Below are 16315 nucleotides of genomic sequence, written 5' to 3'. Positions count from 1 at the left end.
ACCATGCGCTTCCGGCACCCCGACGGTTCCACCGTCCACCTCGCCTACTGCACGAACGTCCACCCGGCCGAGACCCTCGACGGCGTACTCGCTCAGCTCCGCGACCACTGCGAGCCCGTACGCAAACGGCTGGGCAGAGACCGCCTGGGCATCGGACTCTGGCTCGCCAAGGACGCCGCCCGCGCCCTTGGCGCCGACCCGGCCGCCCTGCGCGGCCTGCGCACCGAACTCGACCGGCGAGGCCTCGAAGTCGTCACCCTCAACGGATTCCCCTATGAGGGCTTCGGCGCCGAACAGGTCAAGTACCGCGTGTACAAACCGGACTGGACCGACCCGGAACGGCTGAGCCACACCACCGAACTGGCCCGGCTGCTCGCCGCCCTGCTCCCCGACGACGTCACCGAAGGGTCCATCTCCACCCTTCCGCTCGCCTGGCACAGCCCCTTCGACGCCACCCACGCCGAGACCGCCGGCGCAGCCCTCACCACGCTCGCCCAGCGCCTCGACGCCCTCGCCGAACTCACCGGCCGCTCGATCCGTATCGGCCTCGAACCGGAACCCGGCTGCACCGTCGAGACGACCGCCGATGCCATCACCCCGCTCACCGCGGTCGGCCACGACCGCGTCGGTGTCTGTGTCGACACCTGTCACCTCGCCACCTCCTTCGAGAACCCGGACACCGCACTCGACGCCCTCGCCGCTGCGAACATCCCCGTCGTCAAGGCGCAGCTGTCCGCCGCGCTCCATGCCGAACACCCCCACCTCCCCGAGGTACGCGAAGCACTCTCGGCCTTCGACGAACCCCGCTTCCTCCACCAGACCCGCACCCTCACCAGCACCGGACTGCACGGCACCGACGACCTCGGTGAAGCACTCACCGCCGGCACCCTGCCCGACACAGCGCCCTGGCGCGCCCACTTCCACGTCCCCCTGCACGCGGCCCCCGCCGTGCCCCTCACCTCCACGCTTCCCGTACTCCAGAACGCCCTGACCCGACTCGTCGGCGGTCCTGAACCCCTCACCCGCCATCTCGAAGTCGAGACCTACACCTGGCAGGCGCTCCCGCCCGCACTCCGCCCGCGCGGCCGCCCCCAGCTCGCCGAGGGCATCGCCGCCGAGCTCGCCCTCGCCCGCGACCTCCTGACCGACCTCGGCCTCAAGGAACTCCCATGACCCCGACCCCCTTGCTGGTCCTGGACGTCGTCGGCCTCACCCCCCGCCTCCTCGACCACATGCCCCACCTCAAAGCGCTCGGCCAGTCCGGATCCAGAGCCCCGCTCGGCACCGTCCTGCCCGCCGTCACCTGCGCCGCCCAGTCCACCTTCCTCACCGGCACCACCCCCGCCGAGCACGGCATCGTCGGCAACGGCTGGTACTTCCGCGAGCTCGGCGACGTACTCCTCTGGCGCCAGCACAACGGCCTCGTCACCGGCGACAAGCTGTGGGACGCCGCCCGTCGCGCGCACCCCGGCTACACCGTCGCCAACATCTGCTGGTGGTACGCCATGGGCGCCGACACCGACTTCACCATCACCCCCCGTCCCGTCTACTACGCCGACGGCCGCAAAGAACCCGACTGCTACACCCGGCCCCCCGGCCTCCACGACGAGCTCACCGAGAAGCTCGGCACATTCCCCCTCTTCCACTTCTGGGGACCCGGCGCCGACATCGTGTCCAGCCGCTGGATCGTGGACGCCACCCGGCACATCATCGACACCCGCCACCCCGACCTGGCCCTTTGCTACCTCCCTCACCTCGACTACGACCTGCAGCGCTTCGGACCCGACGACCCGCGCTCCCTGCGGGCGGCCGGCGACCTGGACGCGACCCTCGCCCCGCTCCTCGATGACGCGAAGGCGGAGGGCCGGACCGTCGTCGCCCTGTCCGAGTACGGCATCACCCGGGTGAACCGGCCCGTCGACATCAACCGGGTGCTGCGCCGTGCCGGACTGCTCGAGGTGCACACCCAGGACGGCATGGAGTACCTCGACCCGATGGCGTCCCGCGCCTTCGCCGTCGCCGACCACCAGATCGCCCACGTCTACGTCCGCCGCCCGGAGGACCTCGTCGCCACCCGCGCCGCCCTGAAGGACGTCCCCGGCATCGAGCAACTCCTCGACGACGAAGGCAAGAAGGCGCACCATCTGGACCACCCGCGCGCCGGTGAACTCGTCGCCGTCGCGGAGCCGGACGCCTGGTTCACGTACTACTACTGGCTCGACGACACCCGCGCCCCCGACTTCGCGCAGCTCGTCGAGATCCACCGCAAACCCGGCTACGACCCCGTCGAGCTCTTCATGGACCCCCAGGACCCCTACGTCCGCGTCAAGGCCGCGAGCGCGCTGGCCCGCAAGAAGCTCGGCATGCGCTACCGCATGGCGGTCGTGCCCCTGGACCCGTCACCTATTCGCGGCAGCCATGGCCGCCTCCCCACGAGTGAGGACGAAAGTCCGCTCATTCTCTGCTCCACCCCCCGTGCCGTCAGCGGCCCCGTCGCGGCCACCGATGTGAAATCGCTCCTGCTCGACCTCGCGGGACTGCGCTGATGTCCGCCCGCCGCGCCGCTGAATCTGCTTGATCTCCACTGAACCAGAGGGCTCGGACCCTGCCATCAGGGCCCGGCCCCCAGCGATCCCTGATCCGTTCCTCGAACCCATCCCTGACCCGTCCCTGACCCCCCTGACCCTGCCGAGGAGAACCGCATGAGCCACCAGCCGTCCGCCACCGCCCCCGAGCTCGCCCGCAGACTCAGCCGACGCGGCATGCTGGGCGTGGCAGCCGGGGCCACCGCCGCGGCCCTCGTGAGCGCCGCCGCCCCCACCGCCACGGCCGCACCCACCCAGGGGCGGGGCCACGGTCACGGCCACCCCGTCCTGCCGCCGGGGCGGCTCGGCATCCAGCTGTACAGCCTGCGCGACAAGGTCTCCACCGTCGGATTCGGCCCGGTCTTCGCCGAGTTGGAGAAGTACGGATACGACGAGATCGAATTCGCCGGATACACCCAGGGCTCGGCGGGCGCCATCACCCTCGCCCAGCTCAGGGCGCTGGCCCGCGATCACGGACTGCACCCCATCGGCTCCCACGTCGGCTACTACGACGACAGCAACCCCGGCGCGTACACGTTCGCCCAGAACCTCACGAAGGTGCTCGACGACGCCGAGGCCCTCGGCCTGAAGCACATCGGCACCGCCTCAGGACCCTTCCGCTACGGCAGCACCGTCGACGCCTGGAAGCGTGCCGCGGAGGACTTCAACACGTACGGCGAGGCGGCCCGCAAGCGCGGCATGAAGTTCTACCAGCACAACCACGCCGAGGAGTTCTCCTTCGCCACCGACAAGCCGAACGTCCGGCTCTACGACGTGCTGCTCGCCGAGACCGATCCCGATTTCGTGTACCTGGAGATGGACATCTACTGGGCGTTCAGCGCCCAGTTCCGCTTCGGCAAGCGGCCCGACGGTACCCCCGCCCCCTTCCAGCCGCTCGACTACGTACTCAAGCAGCCGCACCGCTACCCCCTGTTCCACGTCAAGGACGGCGTCCGGGACGAGAGCACCCGTGACGGATACCGCATGACGGACGTAGGCGACGGTGACATCGACTACAAGAGGTTCCTGTCGAAGGTGACCGCCCGCACCCACCAGGGCCGGCGCTACCACCACTGGCAGACCGAGCACGACAATCCGGCCGAGTCCTACGCCTTCGCCCGCAAGTCCAGCGAGCACCTGCACTCGCTGCGCTCCGGCCGCTGCGGCGACTGACCGTACGGCAGCACGGACGGGGCCCTGCCGCCCGACGGCGGAGGGCCCCACCCGGAAGTGACCGCAGCGGACGCTAGACCAGGGCTTCACGCGCGCGTGGCGCCCCCGGCTGCCGCAGCAGCAAGGAGAGGCCCGCCGCGACCAACGACACCACCCCGGCGGTCGTGTACGCGCCGACGTACCCCCAGGAGTCCACGACCATGGCCCCCATGCCACCGCCGAACAGGCCGGACACCAGCTTGGCGCTGTACACCATGCCGTAGTTGGAGGCGTTGTTGTTCTCTCCGAAGTAGTCCGGTACCAGTGCCGCGAAGAGCGGATAGAAGGCGCCGCCGGCGAATCCGGACAGGAACGCGAAGACGAGGAACAACGGCTGGTTGCGCATCTCGCCCGCCCACAGCACCCCGAACTGCGCCACCGAGAGCGCCAGACAGACGTACGTCAAGGTCGGCTGCCTGCCCATCCGGTCCGAGAGCCAGCCCACCACGCCGCGTCCCGTGCCGTTGATCACCGACATGACGCCCATCGACGAGGCGGCGATCAGCGGGCCGAAGCCCATCTCCTTCGCGAACGGCACCTGGAAGGAGATTCCGAAGATCGACACTCCGGCGCAGCACAGCATGCCCACCCACATGAGGGGGATCACCCCGGTGCGCAGGGCCTCGCCGGGCGTGAACTGCCGTACCGCGGGCGGGTTCTTGGCCAGGGCCGCCGCCGTGCGTGGGTCCCCGTCGAGCCGTAGCGGGTCCACCGAGGCCGGCCACCAGTTCTTCGGCGGGTCCTTGAAGAACAGCCCCGCCACCAGCGTCACGGCCAGGACGTAGAAGCCGACGAGATCCAGCACCGTCCGGTAGTTGGAGGTGTCGAAGCCGTACGAGAACAGGAAGATGAACGGCACCGCGCCGTAGGCGAACCCACCGTTGACGAAGCCCGTCTTGCCACCGCGCCGCTCGGGATACCACTTGCCGACCATGTTCACGCACGTCGAGTAGATCAGACCCGAACCGACGCCACCGAGCAGGCCGAAGCCGGCCATCGCCACCGCCACGTTCGGCGCGTGGCTGAGGCTGACGAAGCCGAGCAGAGACAGGACCGAGCCCGTCAGCATCGCCGCCCTGCTCGTCAGGAGCCCCTTCTCGCGCAGCTTGCCCGCCGGGAAGGAGACCCCCGCCTGGAAGAAGATCCAGACGCTGAGCACCCAGAACGTGTTCGACGACGTCCAGTGGTGCGCGGCGGACAGGGTGTCCTCCGCCGCCCCGAACGCGTACTCGAAGACACTGATGGCGAGCATGGCCACCCAGGGCAACGCCACCATCGTCCAGCGGGGCCGGCCGAGGATGTCCCGGTCGCTCTCGCCGATGCGGTAGACGCGACCGCGCGCGTCCTTGAGCTCTCTGTACGGCGTGTCGCGGTCGGCCGCCGCATGGGGGCCGGCGATGGGTTCCGCCGTCATATCAAGCCATCTCCTCACCGAGGGGTTGCGGATTGGGGCTGATGTCCTTGGATTTCGGCCTGCCGGCTTGCGACAGGAACAGTGCGATGAAGTCGGCATGGCGCGCCGGGCGCAGCGGGTCGACGTTCGCGGGCCACCAGTTCTTCGGCGGTCTCCGGATACCACTTGCCGACCATGTTCAGGCAGGCCGCGTAGACCATGCCGGCACCGGGGCCGGCGGGCACGCACCGCGGGCCGGCCCCGAACCGGTCACCTCATCGGCCGCCCTCCAAGAGCCCGGCCGCCCGCGCCCAGCGGTACTTCGCGCCGAGCGCGGCGACCGGCTTCTCGGTCGTGTAGGGGTACGCCACGACGCCGCGCTCGAACAGGTACTGGCAGGCCTCCTCCACCTCGACATCGCCCGCCAGCGACGCCACCACGGGCTTCTCGATGCCGCGCGCACGGAACTCGGCGACGACGCGCGCCGTCAGCTCGGCGAAGACCATGGGCGGGGTGACAATCGTGTGCCAGTAGCCGAGGACGAGGGCGTGGATGCGCGGGTCTTCCAGGCCGAGCCTGATGGTCGCCTCGTACGTGGAGGGGGGCTCCCCGCCCGTGATGTCCACGGGGTTGCCCGCGGCCCCGAAAGGCGGGATGAAGGCCTTGAAGGCGGCGTCCAGGTCGTCGGGGATCTCCATCAGCTTCAGGCCGTTGTCGGTCACGGCGTCGGAGAGCAGCACCCCCGACCCGCCGGCGCCCGTGATGATGACGATGCCGTCGCCCTTCGGAGTGGGCAGGACCGGCAACGCGCGCGCGTACTCGAGCATGTCGTTCAGCCCCGGCGCGCGGATCACGCCCGCCTGCCTGAGGATGTCGTCGTACACGGCGTCATCGCCCGCCAGGGCGCCCGTGTGGGACCCGGCCGCCTTCGCCCCCGCCGCGGTGCGGCCGGCCTTCAGGACGACGACCGGCTTCTTGGGGACGGTCGCCCGCGCGGCCTCCACGAAGGCGCGGCCGTCCTTGAGGTCCTCCAGGTGCATGGCGATGCACTGGGTGTGGGGGTCCTCGCCGAACCAGGTCAGGAAGTCGTCCTCGTCCAGGTCCGCTTTGTTGCCGAGCCCGACGATCGCCGAAACACCTGTCTTCGTAGTGCGCGCGAAACCGAGGATCGCCATGCCGATGCCGCCCGACTGGCTCGTCAGGGCGACCGATCCCTTCACGTCGTACGGGGTGCAGAACGTGGCGCACAGGTCCTGCCACGTCGAGTAGTAGCCGTAGATGTTGGGACCGAGGAGGCGCACTCCGTGCCGTTCACCGATCGCCACGATCTCGTCCTGGAGAGCGTGTTCACCCGTTTCCGCGAACCCGGAGGGGATGAGGACCGCGTTGGGCACGCCCTTGCGGCCCACCTCCTCCAGGGCCGACGCCACGAACTTGGCGGGGATCGCGAAGACCGCCACATCCACCTCGCCGGGAACGTCCGTGACACTCTTGTACGCCTTGCGGCCCACGATGTCATCGGCCTTGGGGTTCACCGGGTGGATCTCCCCGGAGAAGCCGCCGTCGATGAGATTGCGCATCACCGAATTGCCGATCTTCCCCGGCTCGTTGGAGGCGCCGATGACGGCGACGGAGCGGGGCTGCATGAGCCGGCGCATCGAGGCGAGCATCTGCGCGCGCGTGTACGTGCGCCGCGCTTGGGGGGCCTCTTCGGAGAGGATGATCCGGATGTCCGCCGCGATCGCGCTCCGGGGGGTGGCGATGACCGGGTTGAGGTCGACCTCGGCTATCTCCGGGAAGTCGGTGACCAACTGGGAGACCCGGCGGATCTGCTCCGCGAGGGCCCGCCTGTCCACCGGCTCCGCGCCGCGCACCCCGCGCAGGAGTTCCGCCGCCCGGATCGAGTCGAGCATCGAGGCGGCCTCGTCGGCGTCCACGGGCGCCAGGCGGAACGTGACGTCCTTGAGGACCTCCACGAGCACACCGCCGAGCCCGAAGGCGACGACCTTCCCGAACGTCGGATCGGTCACCGCTCCCACGATGACCTCCTGCGCCGACGGGCCGCCCGGCAGCAGTTCCTGGATCTGGACGCCTTCGATGCGGGCCCGCGCGTCGTAGGTACGCGCGTTCTCGACGATCCGGTGGAAGGCCGCCCGTACGTCGGCGGGGCCCTCCACACCGACCACCACGCCGCCCGCGTCGGTCTTGTGCAGGATGTCCGGGGAGACGATCTTCATGACGACTGGGCCGCCGAACCCGGCGGCGTGCGCCACGGCCTCGTCGACATCACTGGCTGTTGCCTCGCCCGGTACGGCGATTCCGTAGGCGTCCGCGATGATTTTTCCCTCGGGAGCGGTCAGCGCCGTACGTCCCTCGGCGCGCACCGCGTCGAGGAGCGTGCGCACCGCCCGCAAGCTGTCCTCGGCCGTCACTCAGATCACCCCGTCCGTCTTGAGCAGGCGCAGTTCCTCGTCGCCGAGGCCCAGCTCGCCGATGAACACCTCTTCGTTGTGCTCGCCGAGCAGGGGTGAACCGACCACGTCCACGGGGGAGTCGGAGAGCTTCAACGGGGAGCCGACGGTGGTGAAGCTGCCGCGCTCGGGGTGTGGGACCTCGACGACCATCTCGTTGGCGATCAGGGAGGCGTCCTCGATGATCTCCCTGGTGGACAGGATCGGGCCGCAGGGGATGTTGTGGGCGTTGAGCCGTTCCAGGACGTCCCACTTGGGCAGCGTCGCGGACCACTCCTCGATGAGCTGGAACATCTTGCCGAGCTTGGGCAGCCGGGCTTCCGGAGTGGACCAGTCGGGGTCGTCCGCCAGCTCCGGGCGACCGATGAGTTCGGTGATCGGCCGCCAGCCCACGGGCTGCACGATGACGTAGACGTAGTCGTTCGGGCCGCCGGGCGCGCACCTGACGGCCCACCCGGGCTGCCCGCCGCCGGAAGCGTTCCCGGAGCGCGGGACCTCGTCCCCGAAGACCTCGTTGGGATATTCCGCGAGTGGCCCGTGTGCGAGCCGCTGCTGGTCGCGGAGCTTGACTCGGCAGAGGTTCAGCACGGCGTGCTGCATGGCCACGTTCACGCGCTGGCCCCGACCCGTGCTCTCCCTCTGGAAGAGGGCGGCGAGAATTCCCGCGACGGCGTGGATGCCCGTTCCGGAGTCCCCGATCTGGGCGCCAGTGGCGAGCGGCGGGCCGTCCTCGAAGCCGGTCGTCGACATGGAGCCGCCCATCGCCTGGGCGACCACTTCGTAGGCCTTGAAGTTGGTGTAGGGGCCGTCTCCGAAGCCCTTGATCGAGGCGTAGACGATGCGCGGATTGATCTCCTGGATGCGGTCCCAGGCGAAGCCCATACGGTCCACGGCGCCGGGTCCGAAGTTCTCGACCATGACGTCGGATCGCCGGATGAGCTCCGTGAGGAGCTCCTTGCCGCGTTCGGTCTTGGTGTTGAGGGTGATGCTCCGCTTGTTGCAGTTGAGCATGGTGAAGTACAGGGAGTCGACGCCGGGGAGGTCGCGCAGCTGCTTGCGTGTGATGTCCCCGGAGGGGGCCTCCAGCTTCACCACGTCGGCGCCGAGCCAGGCGAGCAGCTGGGTGGCGGAGGGGCCGGACTGGACGTGCGTCATGTCGAGGACGCGGATGCCTTCGAGAGCCTTGGTCATGGCCGGGCTCCTCACTTGTACATGGTCTGGTTCATGGTTCCCGGGGCGTACGCGTCGGGGTCGACCCATACATTGATCAGGGAGGGCTTGCCGGACTCGCGGGCGCGGCGCAGCGCGGGCCCGATGCCGGCCGGATCGCGCACCTCTTCGCCGTGTCCGCCGAGCATCTGGGCGAACTTGTCGTAGGGGACGTCGCCCAGGGTGTTGCCGACGCGTTCGCGCTCTTCGCCGTACTTGGCCTTCTGGCCGTAACGGATCTGGTTCATCGAGGAGTTGTTGCCGACGATCCCGACGAAGGGGAGGTTGTAGCGGACGAGGGTCTCGAAGTCCCAGCCGGTGAGACTGAACGCGCCGTCTCCGAAGAGGGCCACCACCTCCTTGTCGGGGCGTGCCTGCTTGGCGGCGAGGACGAAGGGGATGCCGACGCCGAGGGTGCCGAGCGGTCCCGGGTCCATCCAGTGGCCGGGCGACTTGGGTTGGACGACCTGCCCCGAGAAGGTGACGATGTCGCCGCCGTCGCCGATGTAGATGGAGTCCTCGGTAAGGAAGTCGTTGATTTCGCTCACCAGGCGGTACGGGTGGATGGGTGAGGCGTCGGACTTCAGGCTCGGCAGGCGCTTCTCGATCGCGGTCTGCTCGGCCGTGCGCAGCTCGTCGATCCACTCCTTGCGCCGGGTGGCCCCGCTGCTGCCGTCTCCGTGGAGGGTGCGTCCTGACGCGGCTTCGGTGACCGACTGCAGGACCAGCCCGGCGTCCCCGACGATCCCGAGGTCGATGTCGCGGTTCTTGCCGACGGTGCGGTAGTCGAGGTCGATCTGGACGACGGTGGCGTCCGGCGAGAGCCGCTTTCCGTAGCCCATGCGGAAGTCGAAGGGGGTGCCGACGACGACGATGAGGTCGGCGTTGGAGAAGGCGTATCGCCGCGAGAGCTGGAAGTGGTGGGGATCCCCGGGCGGCAGTGTGCCTCGGCCCGCGCCGTTCATGTAGGCGGGCACGTTGAGGGTGCGTACGAGCTCGATGGCCGCCTCGGTGCCACGGGTCGTCCACACCTGGCCGCCGAGCAGGATCGCGGGCTTCTCGGCGTGCACCAGGAGGTCGGCGAGCTTCTCGACCGCCTCCGGGTCACCGGCCGAGCGGGTGGAGGCGCGGTACCGGCCGGCCTCGGGGACGCGTGCCCTGTCGGCCGGCACCTTGGCGTCGAGCACGTCACGGGGTATCTCCAGGAAGGACGGTCCCGGGGCGCCGTGGTAGCACTCGCGGAACGCCATGGACACCATGTCGGCCGCGCGGGCCGTGTCGGGCACGGTCGCGGCGAACTTGGTGATCGGCGCCATCATGTCGACGTGCGGCAGGTCCTGGAGTGACCCCATCTTGTGCTGGCTGTGGGCCCCTTGTCCGCCGATCAGCAGCATGGGGGACTCCGCGCGGAAGGCGTTGGCGACACCGGTGACGGCGTCCGTCGTGCCCGGACCTGCCGTCACCACGGCGCAACCCGGCTTGCCCGTGACGCGGGCGTAGCCGTCGGCGGCGTGGGCGGCGACCTGCTCGTGGCGCACGTCGACGACGTCGATGCCCTCGTCGACGCAGCCGTCGTAGATGTCGATGATGTGGCCGCCGCAGAGGGTGTAGATGACCTCGACGCCCTCCGCTTTGAGCGCCTTGGCGACCAGGTGCCCACCGGAGATGTCGTTCTGGCTGTTGTCCTCGGGCATGACGAAGTCCTGTCCCTTCGTTGGAGAGTTGGAGTGCGCTCACACGCTTTCCGGGCGCCCTCAGAGCAGACTGCATACAGTCGACGAACACTGTATGCAGATTGTTATCCCGCATCCGGTGAGTGGTGTACAGGGGGCGTGCGGCACTTTTCGGGAGCCAGGGGAGCGCATCCGGACAGACACGGTGGTCACGGCATATGGCGGACCGACGGCCGGACCCTGCCCGCCAACCACGCTCGCGCGGCGACAGGGAGGAGCTCTTCGGTGGGTTCGACGGGTCCTTGCGCGGCGCGCTCGTGGGCGGCGAGGTGCTCGTGCGTGCCGTGACCCGGGCCCCGCGGAAGAGGGGCTGCCGGGCAACTTCCCGAGCCAACACCGCATGGTGTGATGCCCGGGGCGAGACGGGAGTGCTCGCGGAGGGGCGACACCGACATGCCCATGGAACGGTACGGGTCCGTCAGCCGATGCCCTGCCGTTCCAGACGTCAGCCGATGCCCTGCCGTTCCAGACGTCAGCCGAAGCCCTGTCCGTCCAGATGTCAGCCGATACCCTGTCGGTCCGGGAGGAGCGCGAACGCGCGGTCCGCCGCCTCCGGCACCGAGCGCTCCACCGCCTGCGCGAGGAGCCCTCGATGCCGCAGCAGCGGCTCGCGTCGATCCTCGGGGGCGAGCAGCAGCAGATCGTCGAGACCGGCCAGCATGCGGCGCGTGACCTGGGGGTTACCGGCCGCGCACCCCCTGATCTCGGTGAACCCCAGATCGACCAGGGCGGTCCAGTCCGGCACGGACTGTACGAGTCGCAGTGCCCCGTGCCGGTCGCGGTGCCCGAGCGCGCCCAGGGGGTACGGGGCGATCGACGCCAGGAACTGCACGATGCGGTCCAGAGCCTGGACGGCGGTTGTCGGATCGTTCACCGCGGGGGAGAGGGCGCGCAGCGCGATGTCGGAGAGCTGCCGCAGACCGAACCCGAGATCCTGGTGGAAGGTGCGCTCCACGCCCACGTACACGGTGTAGCCGAGCGCCCGGCGCGAAGGCGCGGTCCCGCCGTGCACCGTGAACACGGGCGTCCCCGGCACCACGAAGTCGCCGATCCGCGGGATCAGCCGCAGCACGATCCCCTGGCGCCGGGCCGCCCGCACGGCCCGCGCGATGTTCACGTCCCGCAGCACGCCTGCCCTGCCCCGGTGTGTGACCCGGGCGGTCTCGGGACCGAGCTGCTCCGTTTCCACCGGAAGCTCCGTGGGCTGCTTCACCGCCACCCGGAACGATTCGTGCGCGATCCTGTCGATCACGAAACCGATCCGCATCATCCGCACCGTCCCGTTCACGTACGCCACGAACAACAGCAGGCTCAGCAGCACCATCGCCATCGCGATCACCGCCTCGACCAGCGGTGCGCTCGTCAGGAGCCGGGGGTCCCGTTCGCTGTCGAACGACGTGAGCGTCATCAGGGAGAAGAGGAACGTCGCCATGAACCCGGCAAGCGTGATCTTGGTGATGCGGGACCGGACGTACAGCCGCACCACCCTGGGGCTGAACTGCCCGCTGGCCATCTGGACGGCCACCAGCGAGATGCTGAAGACGACACCGATGAACGTCATCATGGCGCTGCCGATGGTACTGATCACCGCCCTGGCGTCCTCGGCGATGCCCATCAGGTCCTTGATCCCGTCGTAGTCGCCGTTGTCCCGCAGCGTCTCCACGATCAAGGTGTCCAGTTCCGACGCGGCCCACCACAGGAGCATCGCCGCCACCAGCGCCGCGGTCGGCGCGAACCACATGGTGTCCCGCAGGTGCTCGCGCAGCGGGGACAGCATCCGGGGCCGACGCACCTTCATGTCGCCGAGCGCCCCAGCGGTACCAGTAATCGACCCGTCACTCATGGTGAGACTGTAGGTGGCTGGGTGCGGGCCACCGTGCATCTCCCGGCGGACGGGCGGATAGGCAGGTGAAAGGCACTCCGAAACCTTGGTATTGTTGTCCATGTCGCCGCGGGGAACACCCGCTCGGCAGGCACCCGGTCCGGGTGGCGGAATGGCAGACGCGCTAGCTTGAGGTGCTAGTGCCCTTTAACGGGCGTGGGGGTTCAAGTCCCCCCTCGGACACCAGCTGGGACGTTCACGAGATCGTCCCGAAGCGTTCACGAATTACCGGTCGAGTCATGTGACTCACCGGTATTTCGTCGTTTCTGGGGCTTTGAGCCTCGTGATCGGCTCGATAAGGGGGTGAGGCGGTGGCGGTCCAGGTACTGCGCTTCTCACCTGCGGAAACAGGACATGCCTGCGCGACGGCTGGTGGCCGTGGCGCAGGCATGTGGGGTTTTCAGGGGGCGGAGCGCTGTGGAGGTGTGTCACTCACGTGGCGGAGGCTCGACCTGCTCGGTCGGAAGCGGTCGCGCCTGGGGCGGGTCGGAGGGCTCACCGGGTTGGGCTGCGGCGCTCTGCGTGCTGGCTTTGCGGGGCTGGATGCCCTGGTCACGGAGGAACCGTCGGATGGCTCTGAGGTTCGCCACGAAGATGATGACGGCATTGAGCAGGGTCTGTGCGACGCGTCCGTGCGGCAGGCGGAGCTGGGGATTGTCGATGCTGTCGAGGGCGGACTTCTTCAGGTTGCCGTTGCCGCCCTCGTTCTGACTGCGCAGTCCGGACCAGGCTTCCTGCCACAGAGGGGTGAGCAGGGCGTATTTCTGCCGCCACTTGGCCAAGACGGTGCCCGGGACGGTGATGCTCATCCCTCTGCAGATGTCTGGGTAGACAGGGGTGTCCCTCTTGGGCCTGGGAATGGTGGGCAGGGCTGCCGGGGTACGGACAGTGGGGGCGTCGAGGTCGACGACGGTGGACGGGCGTGGCTGGGGTCGGCGGTAGCAGGTGACCGTGGCGTGCGGCCCGAGGGCGGGGCACTGTCGACGCTGATCCCCTGCGGGCCCGTATTCCTTGATCTTGGCCTGGTAGTCCTTCCGGGACTGGATCAGGTTGAGTGCGTGGGCGCGGTCTTCGTCCGTGCGGCTGTCGATGTATGTGGCGCCCGCAGTTACGAGCGGGGTGGGCATCAGCGGGCAGTAGAACTCGCCGCCGACCAGCTGCATGCCGCGGAAATCTCCCTGCCGGTCGACCTTGTCGTCGTTGTAGTGCTTCACCGCGTTGAGGCCGAGTTTGAGCAGCTGCAGATGCAGGTTGTGAGGCTTGGCCTGGGTGATGCCCCGGTCGGCGCAGAACAGGTCTTTGACCAGGCCTCGTTCGAAGGCTGGCTGGATGGCGCGCAGGGCGGCCGGGCCGGGTTCGGTGCCCGGGGTGTGGAGGATCATGCCGAGGCAGACCGCAGGATAGGCGCCGGCGAGGTCGCCATGGCCATGGCCTGGGAACGCGGCCATCATGGCGTAGCGGAACTCTCTCTTCTCCGGCGCCCTGGCCTTCTTCTCCCGTGCCGACTTGGTCTTGCGAGGCACTGGCTTGTTTGCCGTGCCGCGCCGGGTGCCGGTGTTCGTGGAGGCCGCAGCTTTGCCGCTGGGCGACTTCTTCTGCGTTCCTCCCTTCACGTACATCCCGGCGGTGATCTCAAGCGAGGCCCGGTCCTGGTGGTAGTCCGGCTCTTTGCCCCAGACCGGAACCGGAGTGTCGTCGACCGCGATGTGGCCAGGCCACCGAGCGAAGTCGCCGCGCCGGTAGGAAGCCATCACCGGAGCGAGAATCAGATCCTGGGCGATGGCCTCCAGGTTACGCACGGTGTCCTGGTTGTCGCGGGCATTCCACTTCCGTCGGATCTTCTTGGCCTCGCTGAGAGACAGCCGCTTGCGGCGGTCGTGCGGTGCAGGGTCGAGGCGCCGGGTCATCGAGGACCAGGACCGGTAGACGCGCTTCGACGTCGCGTACTGGTGGTGCGCGACGCGGTCGACTTCTTCTCGGGTTGCGCCCTCGCGGATGTGCAGGTCGACGTCGGGGACGTCAAGGAGGGCTTTGGATCCTGGAGACAGGGCGAAGAAGAGCGTCTCCCATGCGTCGTTGATGTTCGCGCTCTTGCCCATGTACTGCGACAGGACCAGGCCGATCAGCACTGTGCGGAACGGGAAGCCCTTCGGGCCTGGCCGGTGCTCGTTGGTGGGAAGGCGTTCCAGTACTCCGCTGTGGCGCACGAGGTCGAAGACCTGCCTCACAACGCGGTCGTTGAGGGTCCGGCCGGGGGCTTGCGGTGCAGGGCGTAGAGCGAGGCCGGTACGTCGGCAGGGTTTGTCTTCCGGGTTCTTCCTGCTCATGCCGCCGCCCCCCGCAACAGATCGGATGCCTCCGCTTCGGGCACGTCGTGGAGGAAGACGAGGTAGCGCGAGAGGCTGTGCAGGGTCCCGAGTCCGGACGCTTTGAGGATCACCTTCAGCGGAATACCTGCATTCAGCAGATCGACGAGCCAGGTTGTGCGCAGCCGCTGGGTCTGCAGCACTGCACCGTCACAACGGCCGATGATGCGCGGGTACCTGGCCAGCCAGTCCGATGCGATGTGCTTGCTGGTGCGGTCCTGCCAGTCCGGCCGGAAGGCGTACGCGTCTGCCGGGATGTGGGCGGCTTCCGCCAGCAGCAGTTCCGCGTAGGCGTACCAGCATACGACAGTGCGCGGACGGCGCCCGTGCACCTTGACCAGTGCCCGGCCGGTGGGGCCTGCGAGGATGTCCCGCCCCTGAACGTACACAAGATCCTCAACGGCGAGCCCGCAGCCGACGCCGAGACAGAACAGAAGACAGGCGTTGCGTCGCTGGGCGGGCGTGGGCAGGCTCTGCGCCCAGATCAGCCAGTAGGCGATTTCTGCCGGCGGGTAGGGGGCCACTGGGACGGCGGTGGCCTTCAGCCGGATCGGCGGATGCTGTCCGAGCTGGTCCAGCAGGAGTGCTTCGGAGGCCCGGCGCAGCTGGCTGCTGCAGGTTCGGCGGCTGTTGGCGGCCATGTCGCGGCAGCCGACGAGGATGAACCGTTCGACGGTGCTCTGGTCAAGGATCACCGAGGGTTCGAGCGGGAGGCCCTGGGCCTCGACCCAGGCGACCAGCCGTGCGAGCGGTGTCATGATCACGTCTGGGCCGTAGGGTCCCGCTGCGGCGGCCATGAATCCCAGCGAGCGGACGACCGGAGCGATGCGGCGCCACTGGGCGGGTGGCACCGTCTCCGCCTTCGGTGCGTAGGCCAGCAGGCGATTCGACACAGCGACCTCCAGGCGCAAGGCCCATGACAGGTGGCCGGTTAACCGGCCGCTGGTGTCAGTGTCGATCACGATCTGAAGGAACGCATCTTTATGACCGGAGGCCGAGCGCGCACGGCGCCGCCATGGAGCTACGCCGTCGATCCGGAGGAGTGGCCGGATGCCCGGATCGCCGGGGAGCCCGCCGCGGCGGTGGTCCAGACGATTGCCCGCCGCCTCGCCGCCGCCCTGCGTGAGAGGCCGGAGCTCTCGCTGCGTGCACTGGCCGCCCAGAGCAACGTCGGCAGACAGACCATCGGCGATCTGCTGGCGGGCGCCACCTGGCCGGATGTGCTGACGGTCTGCCGACTGGAGCGCGCCCTGGGCCTGGCGCTCTGGCCCGGATCGAATGCGACCCAATGTGCTCATGACTGATCCCCAATTGCCTATTTGAGGTCAGTCGTGCACGCTCAAGTGCCGGATGGCGCAGACGCCCTATAACGCCACCCGTGGGAGCGCTAGAGTGAACGTGCGCGACGGACCAGAACCCTGCTAGGAGAAGCGTCCGTTCGCGTGTTTGGCGGCCTCCCTCGAC

Annotated in this window: 11 protein-coding genes, 1 tRNA gene and 1 pseudogene; 6 read left to right on the top strand and 7 right to left on the bottom strand. The window is 68.9% G+C overall.

What is annotated here, in order from left to right:
* Positions 1-3: 3 nt before the first annotated feature.
* The 3 genes from eboE to ACFVYR_RS02560 all read left to right on the top strand — a co-directional run bounded on the left by eboE (position 4) and on the right by ACFVYR_RS02560 (position 3758).
* Positions 4-1173 (top strand): metabolite traffic protein EboE, encoded by a 1170-nt coding sequence (gene eboE / locus ACFVYR_RS02570; protein WP_384247781.1) that lies wholly within the window; start codon positions 4-6, stop codon positions 1171-1173.
* On the top strand, positions 1170-2546 hold the full coding sequence (locus tag ACFVYR_RS02565) for an alkaline phosphatase family protein (protein WP_384247779.1): 1377 nt from the start codon (positions 1170-1172) through the stop codon (positions 2544-2546). Before eboE ends, ACFVYR_RS02565 begins: the two co-directional genes overlap by 4 nt.
* Before the next feature lie 156 nt (positions 2547-2702).
* Complete coding sequence (locus ACFVYR_RS02560; RefSeq protein WP_384247777.1) at positions 2703-3758, top strand: sugar phosphate isomerase/epimerase family protein; 1056 nt, start codon at positions 2703-2705, stop codon at positions 3756-3758.
* A gap of 73 nt (positions 3759-3831) precedes the next feature.
* Here the strand turns inward: ACFVYR_RS02560 and ACFVYR_RS02555 are convergent, their stop codons facing one another.
* The 4 genes from ACFVYR_RS02555 to ACFVYR_RS02540 all read right to left on the bottom strand — a co-directional run bounded on the left by ACFVYR_RS02555 (position 3832) and on the right by ACFVYR_RS02540 (position 10564).
* Positions 3832-5211, bottom strand: coding sequence for an OFA family MFS transporter (locus ACFVYR_RS02555; protein WP_384247775.1), 1380 nt, complete (start codon positions 5209-5211; stop codon positions 3832-3834).
* A gap of 254 nt (positions 5212-5465) precedes the next feature.
* On the bottom strand, positions 5466-7622 hold the full coding sequence (locus ACFVYR_RS02550; RefSeq protein WP_384247773.1) for an acetate--CoA ligase family protein: 2157 nt from the start codon (positions 7620-7622) through the stop codon (positions 5466-5468).
* Positions 7623-8852, bottom strand: coding sequence for a formyl-CoA transferase (gene frc, locus ACFVYR_RS02545; RefSeq protein ID WP_384247771.1), 1230 nt, complete (start codon positions 8850-8852; stop codon positions 7623-7625). It lies immediately after the preceding gene.
* 11 nt (positions 8853-8863) lie between these two features.
* Entirely contained in the window at positions 8864-10564 is a 1701-nt protein-coding gene (locus ACFVYR_RS02540) for a thiamine pyrophosphate-binding protein (protein ID WP_384247770.1), read from the bottom strand.
* 227 nt (positions 10565-10791) lie between these two features.
* Here ACFVYR_RS02540 and ACFVYR_RS02535 point away from each other — a divergent pair.
* A pseudogene (locus ACFVYR_RS02535) lies at positions 10792-10952 on the top strand (aldehyde dehydrogenase); the annotation flags it as partial.
* A gap of 150 nt (positions 10953-11102) precedes the next feature.
* On the opposite strand, the gene ACFVYR_RS02530 reads toward ACFVYR_RS02535, so the two are convergent.
* On the bottom strand, positions 11103-12446 hold the full coding sequence (locus ACFVYR_RS02530) for a DUF2254 domain-containing protein (protein WP_384247768.1): 1344 nt from the start codon (positions 12444-12446) through the stop codon (positions 11103-11105).
* Positions 12447-12583: 137 nt separating this feature from the next.
* Between ACFVYR_RS02530 and ACFVYR_RS02525 the strand changes: the two genes are divergently transcribed.
* Positions 12584-12671, top strand: a tRNA-Leu gene (locus tag ACFVYR_RS02525).
* Between the two features lie 242 nt (positions 12672-12913).
* On the opposite strand, the gene ACFVYR_RS02520 is transcribed toward ACFVYR_RS02525, so the two are convergent.
* Together ACFVYR_RS02520 and ACFVYR_RS02515 are read right to left on the bottom strand one after the other, a co-directional pair.
* Positions 12914-14614, bottom strand: a complete 1701-nt coding sequence (locus tag ACFVYR_RS02520; protein WP_384247766.1) for a hypothetical protein — start codon at positions 14612-14614, stop codon at positions 12914-12916.
* 194 nt (positions 14615-14808) lie between these two features.
* The gene (locus ACFVYR_RS02515) at positions 14809-15813 is read right to left on the bottom strand and encodes a hypothetical protein (protein ID WP_384247764.1); all 1005 of its coding nucleotides are present in this window, start codon (positions 15811-15813) and stop codon (positions 14809-14811) included.
* A gap of 21 nt (positions 15814-15834) precedes the next feature.
* Between ACFVYR_RS02515 and ACFVYR_RS02510 the strand changes: the two genes are divergently transcribed.
* A complete protein-coding gene (locus ACFVYR_RS02510; RefSeq protein WP_079259476.1) occupies positions 15835-16155 on the top strand; it encodes a helix-turn-helix transcriptional regulator in 321 nt (106 codons plus the stop codon).
* The last annotated feature ends 160 nt before the right edge of the window (positions 16156-16315 follow it).

Source organism: Streptomyces sp. NPDC058284 (genome assembly GCF_042881135.1).
Classification (GTDB): domain Bacteria; phylum Actinomycetota; class Actinomycetes; order Streptomycetales; family Streptomycetaceae; genus Streptomyces.
The sequence above is the reverse complement of the archived record's forward strand: the minus strand, read 5'-3'. Positions and strand labels throughout refer to the sequence as shown.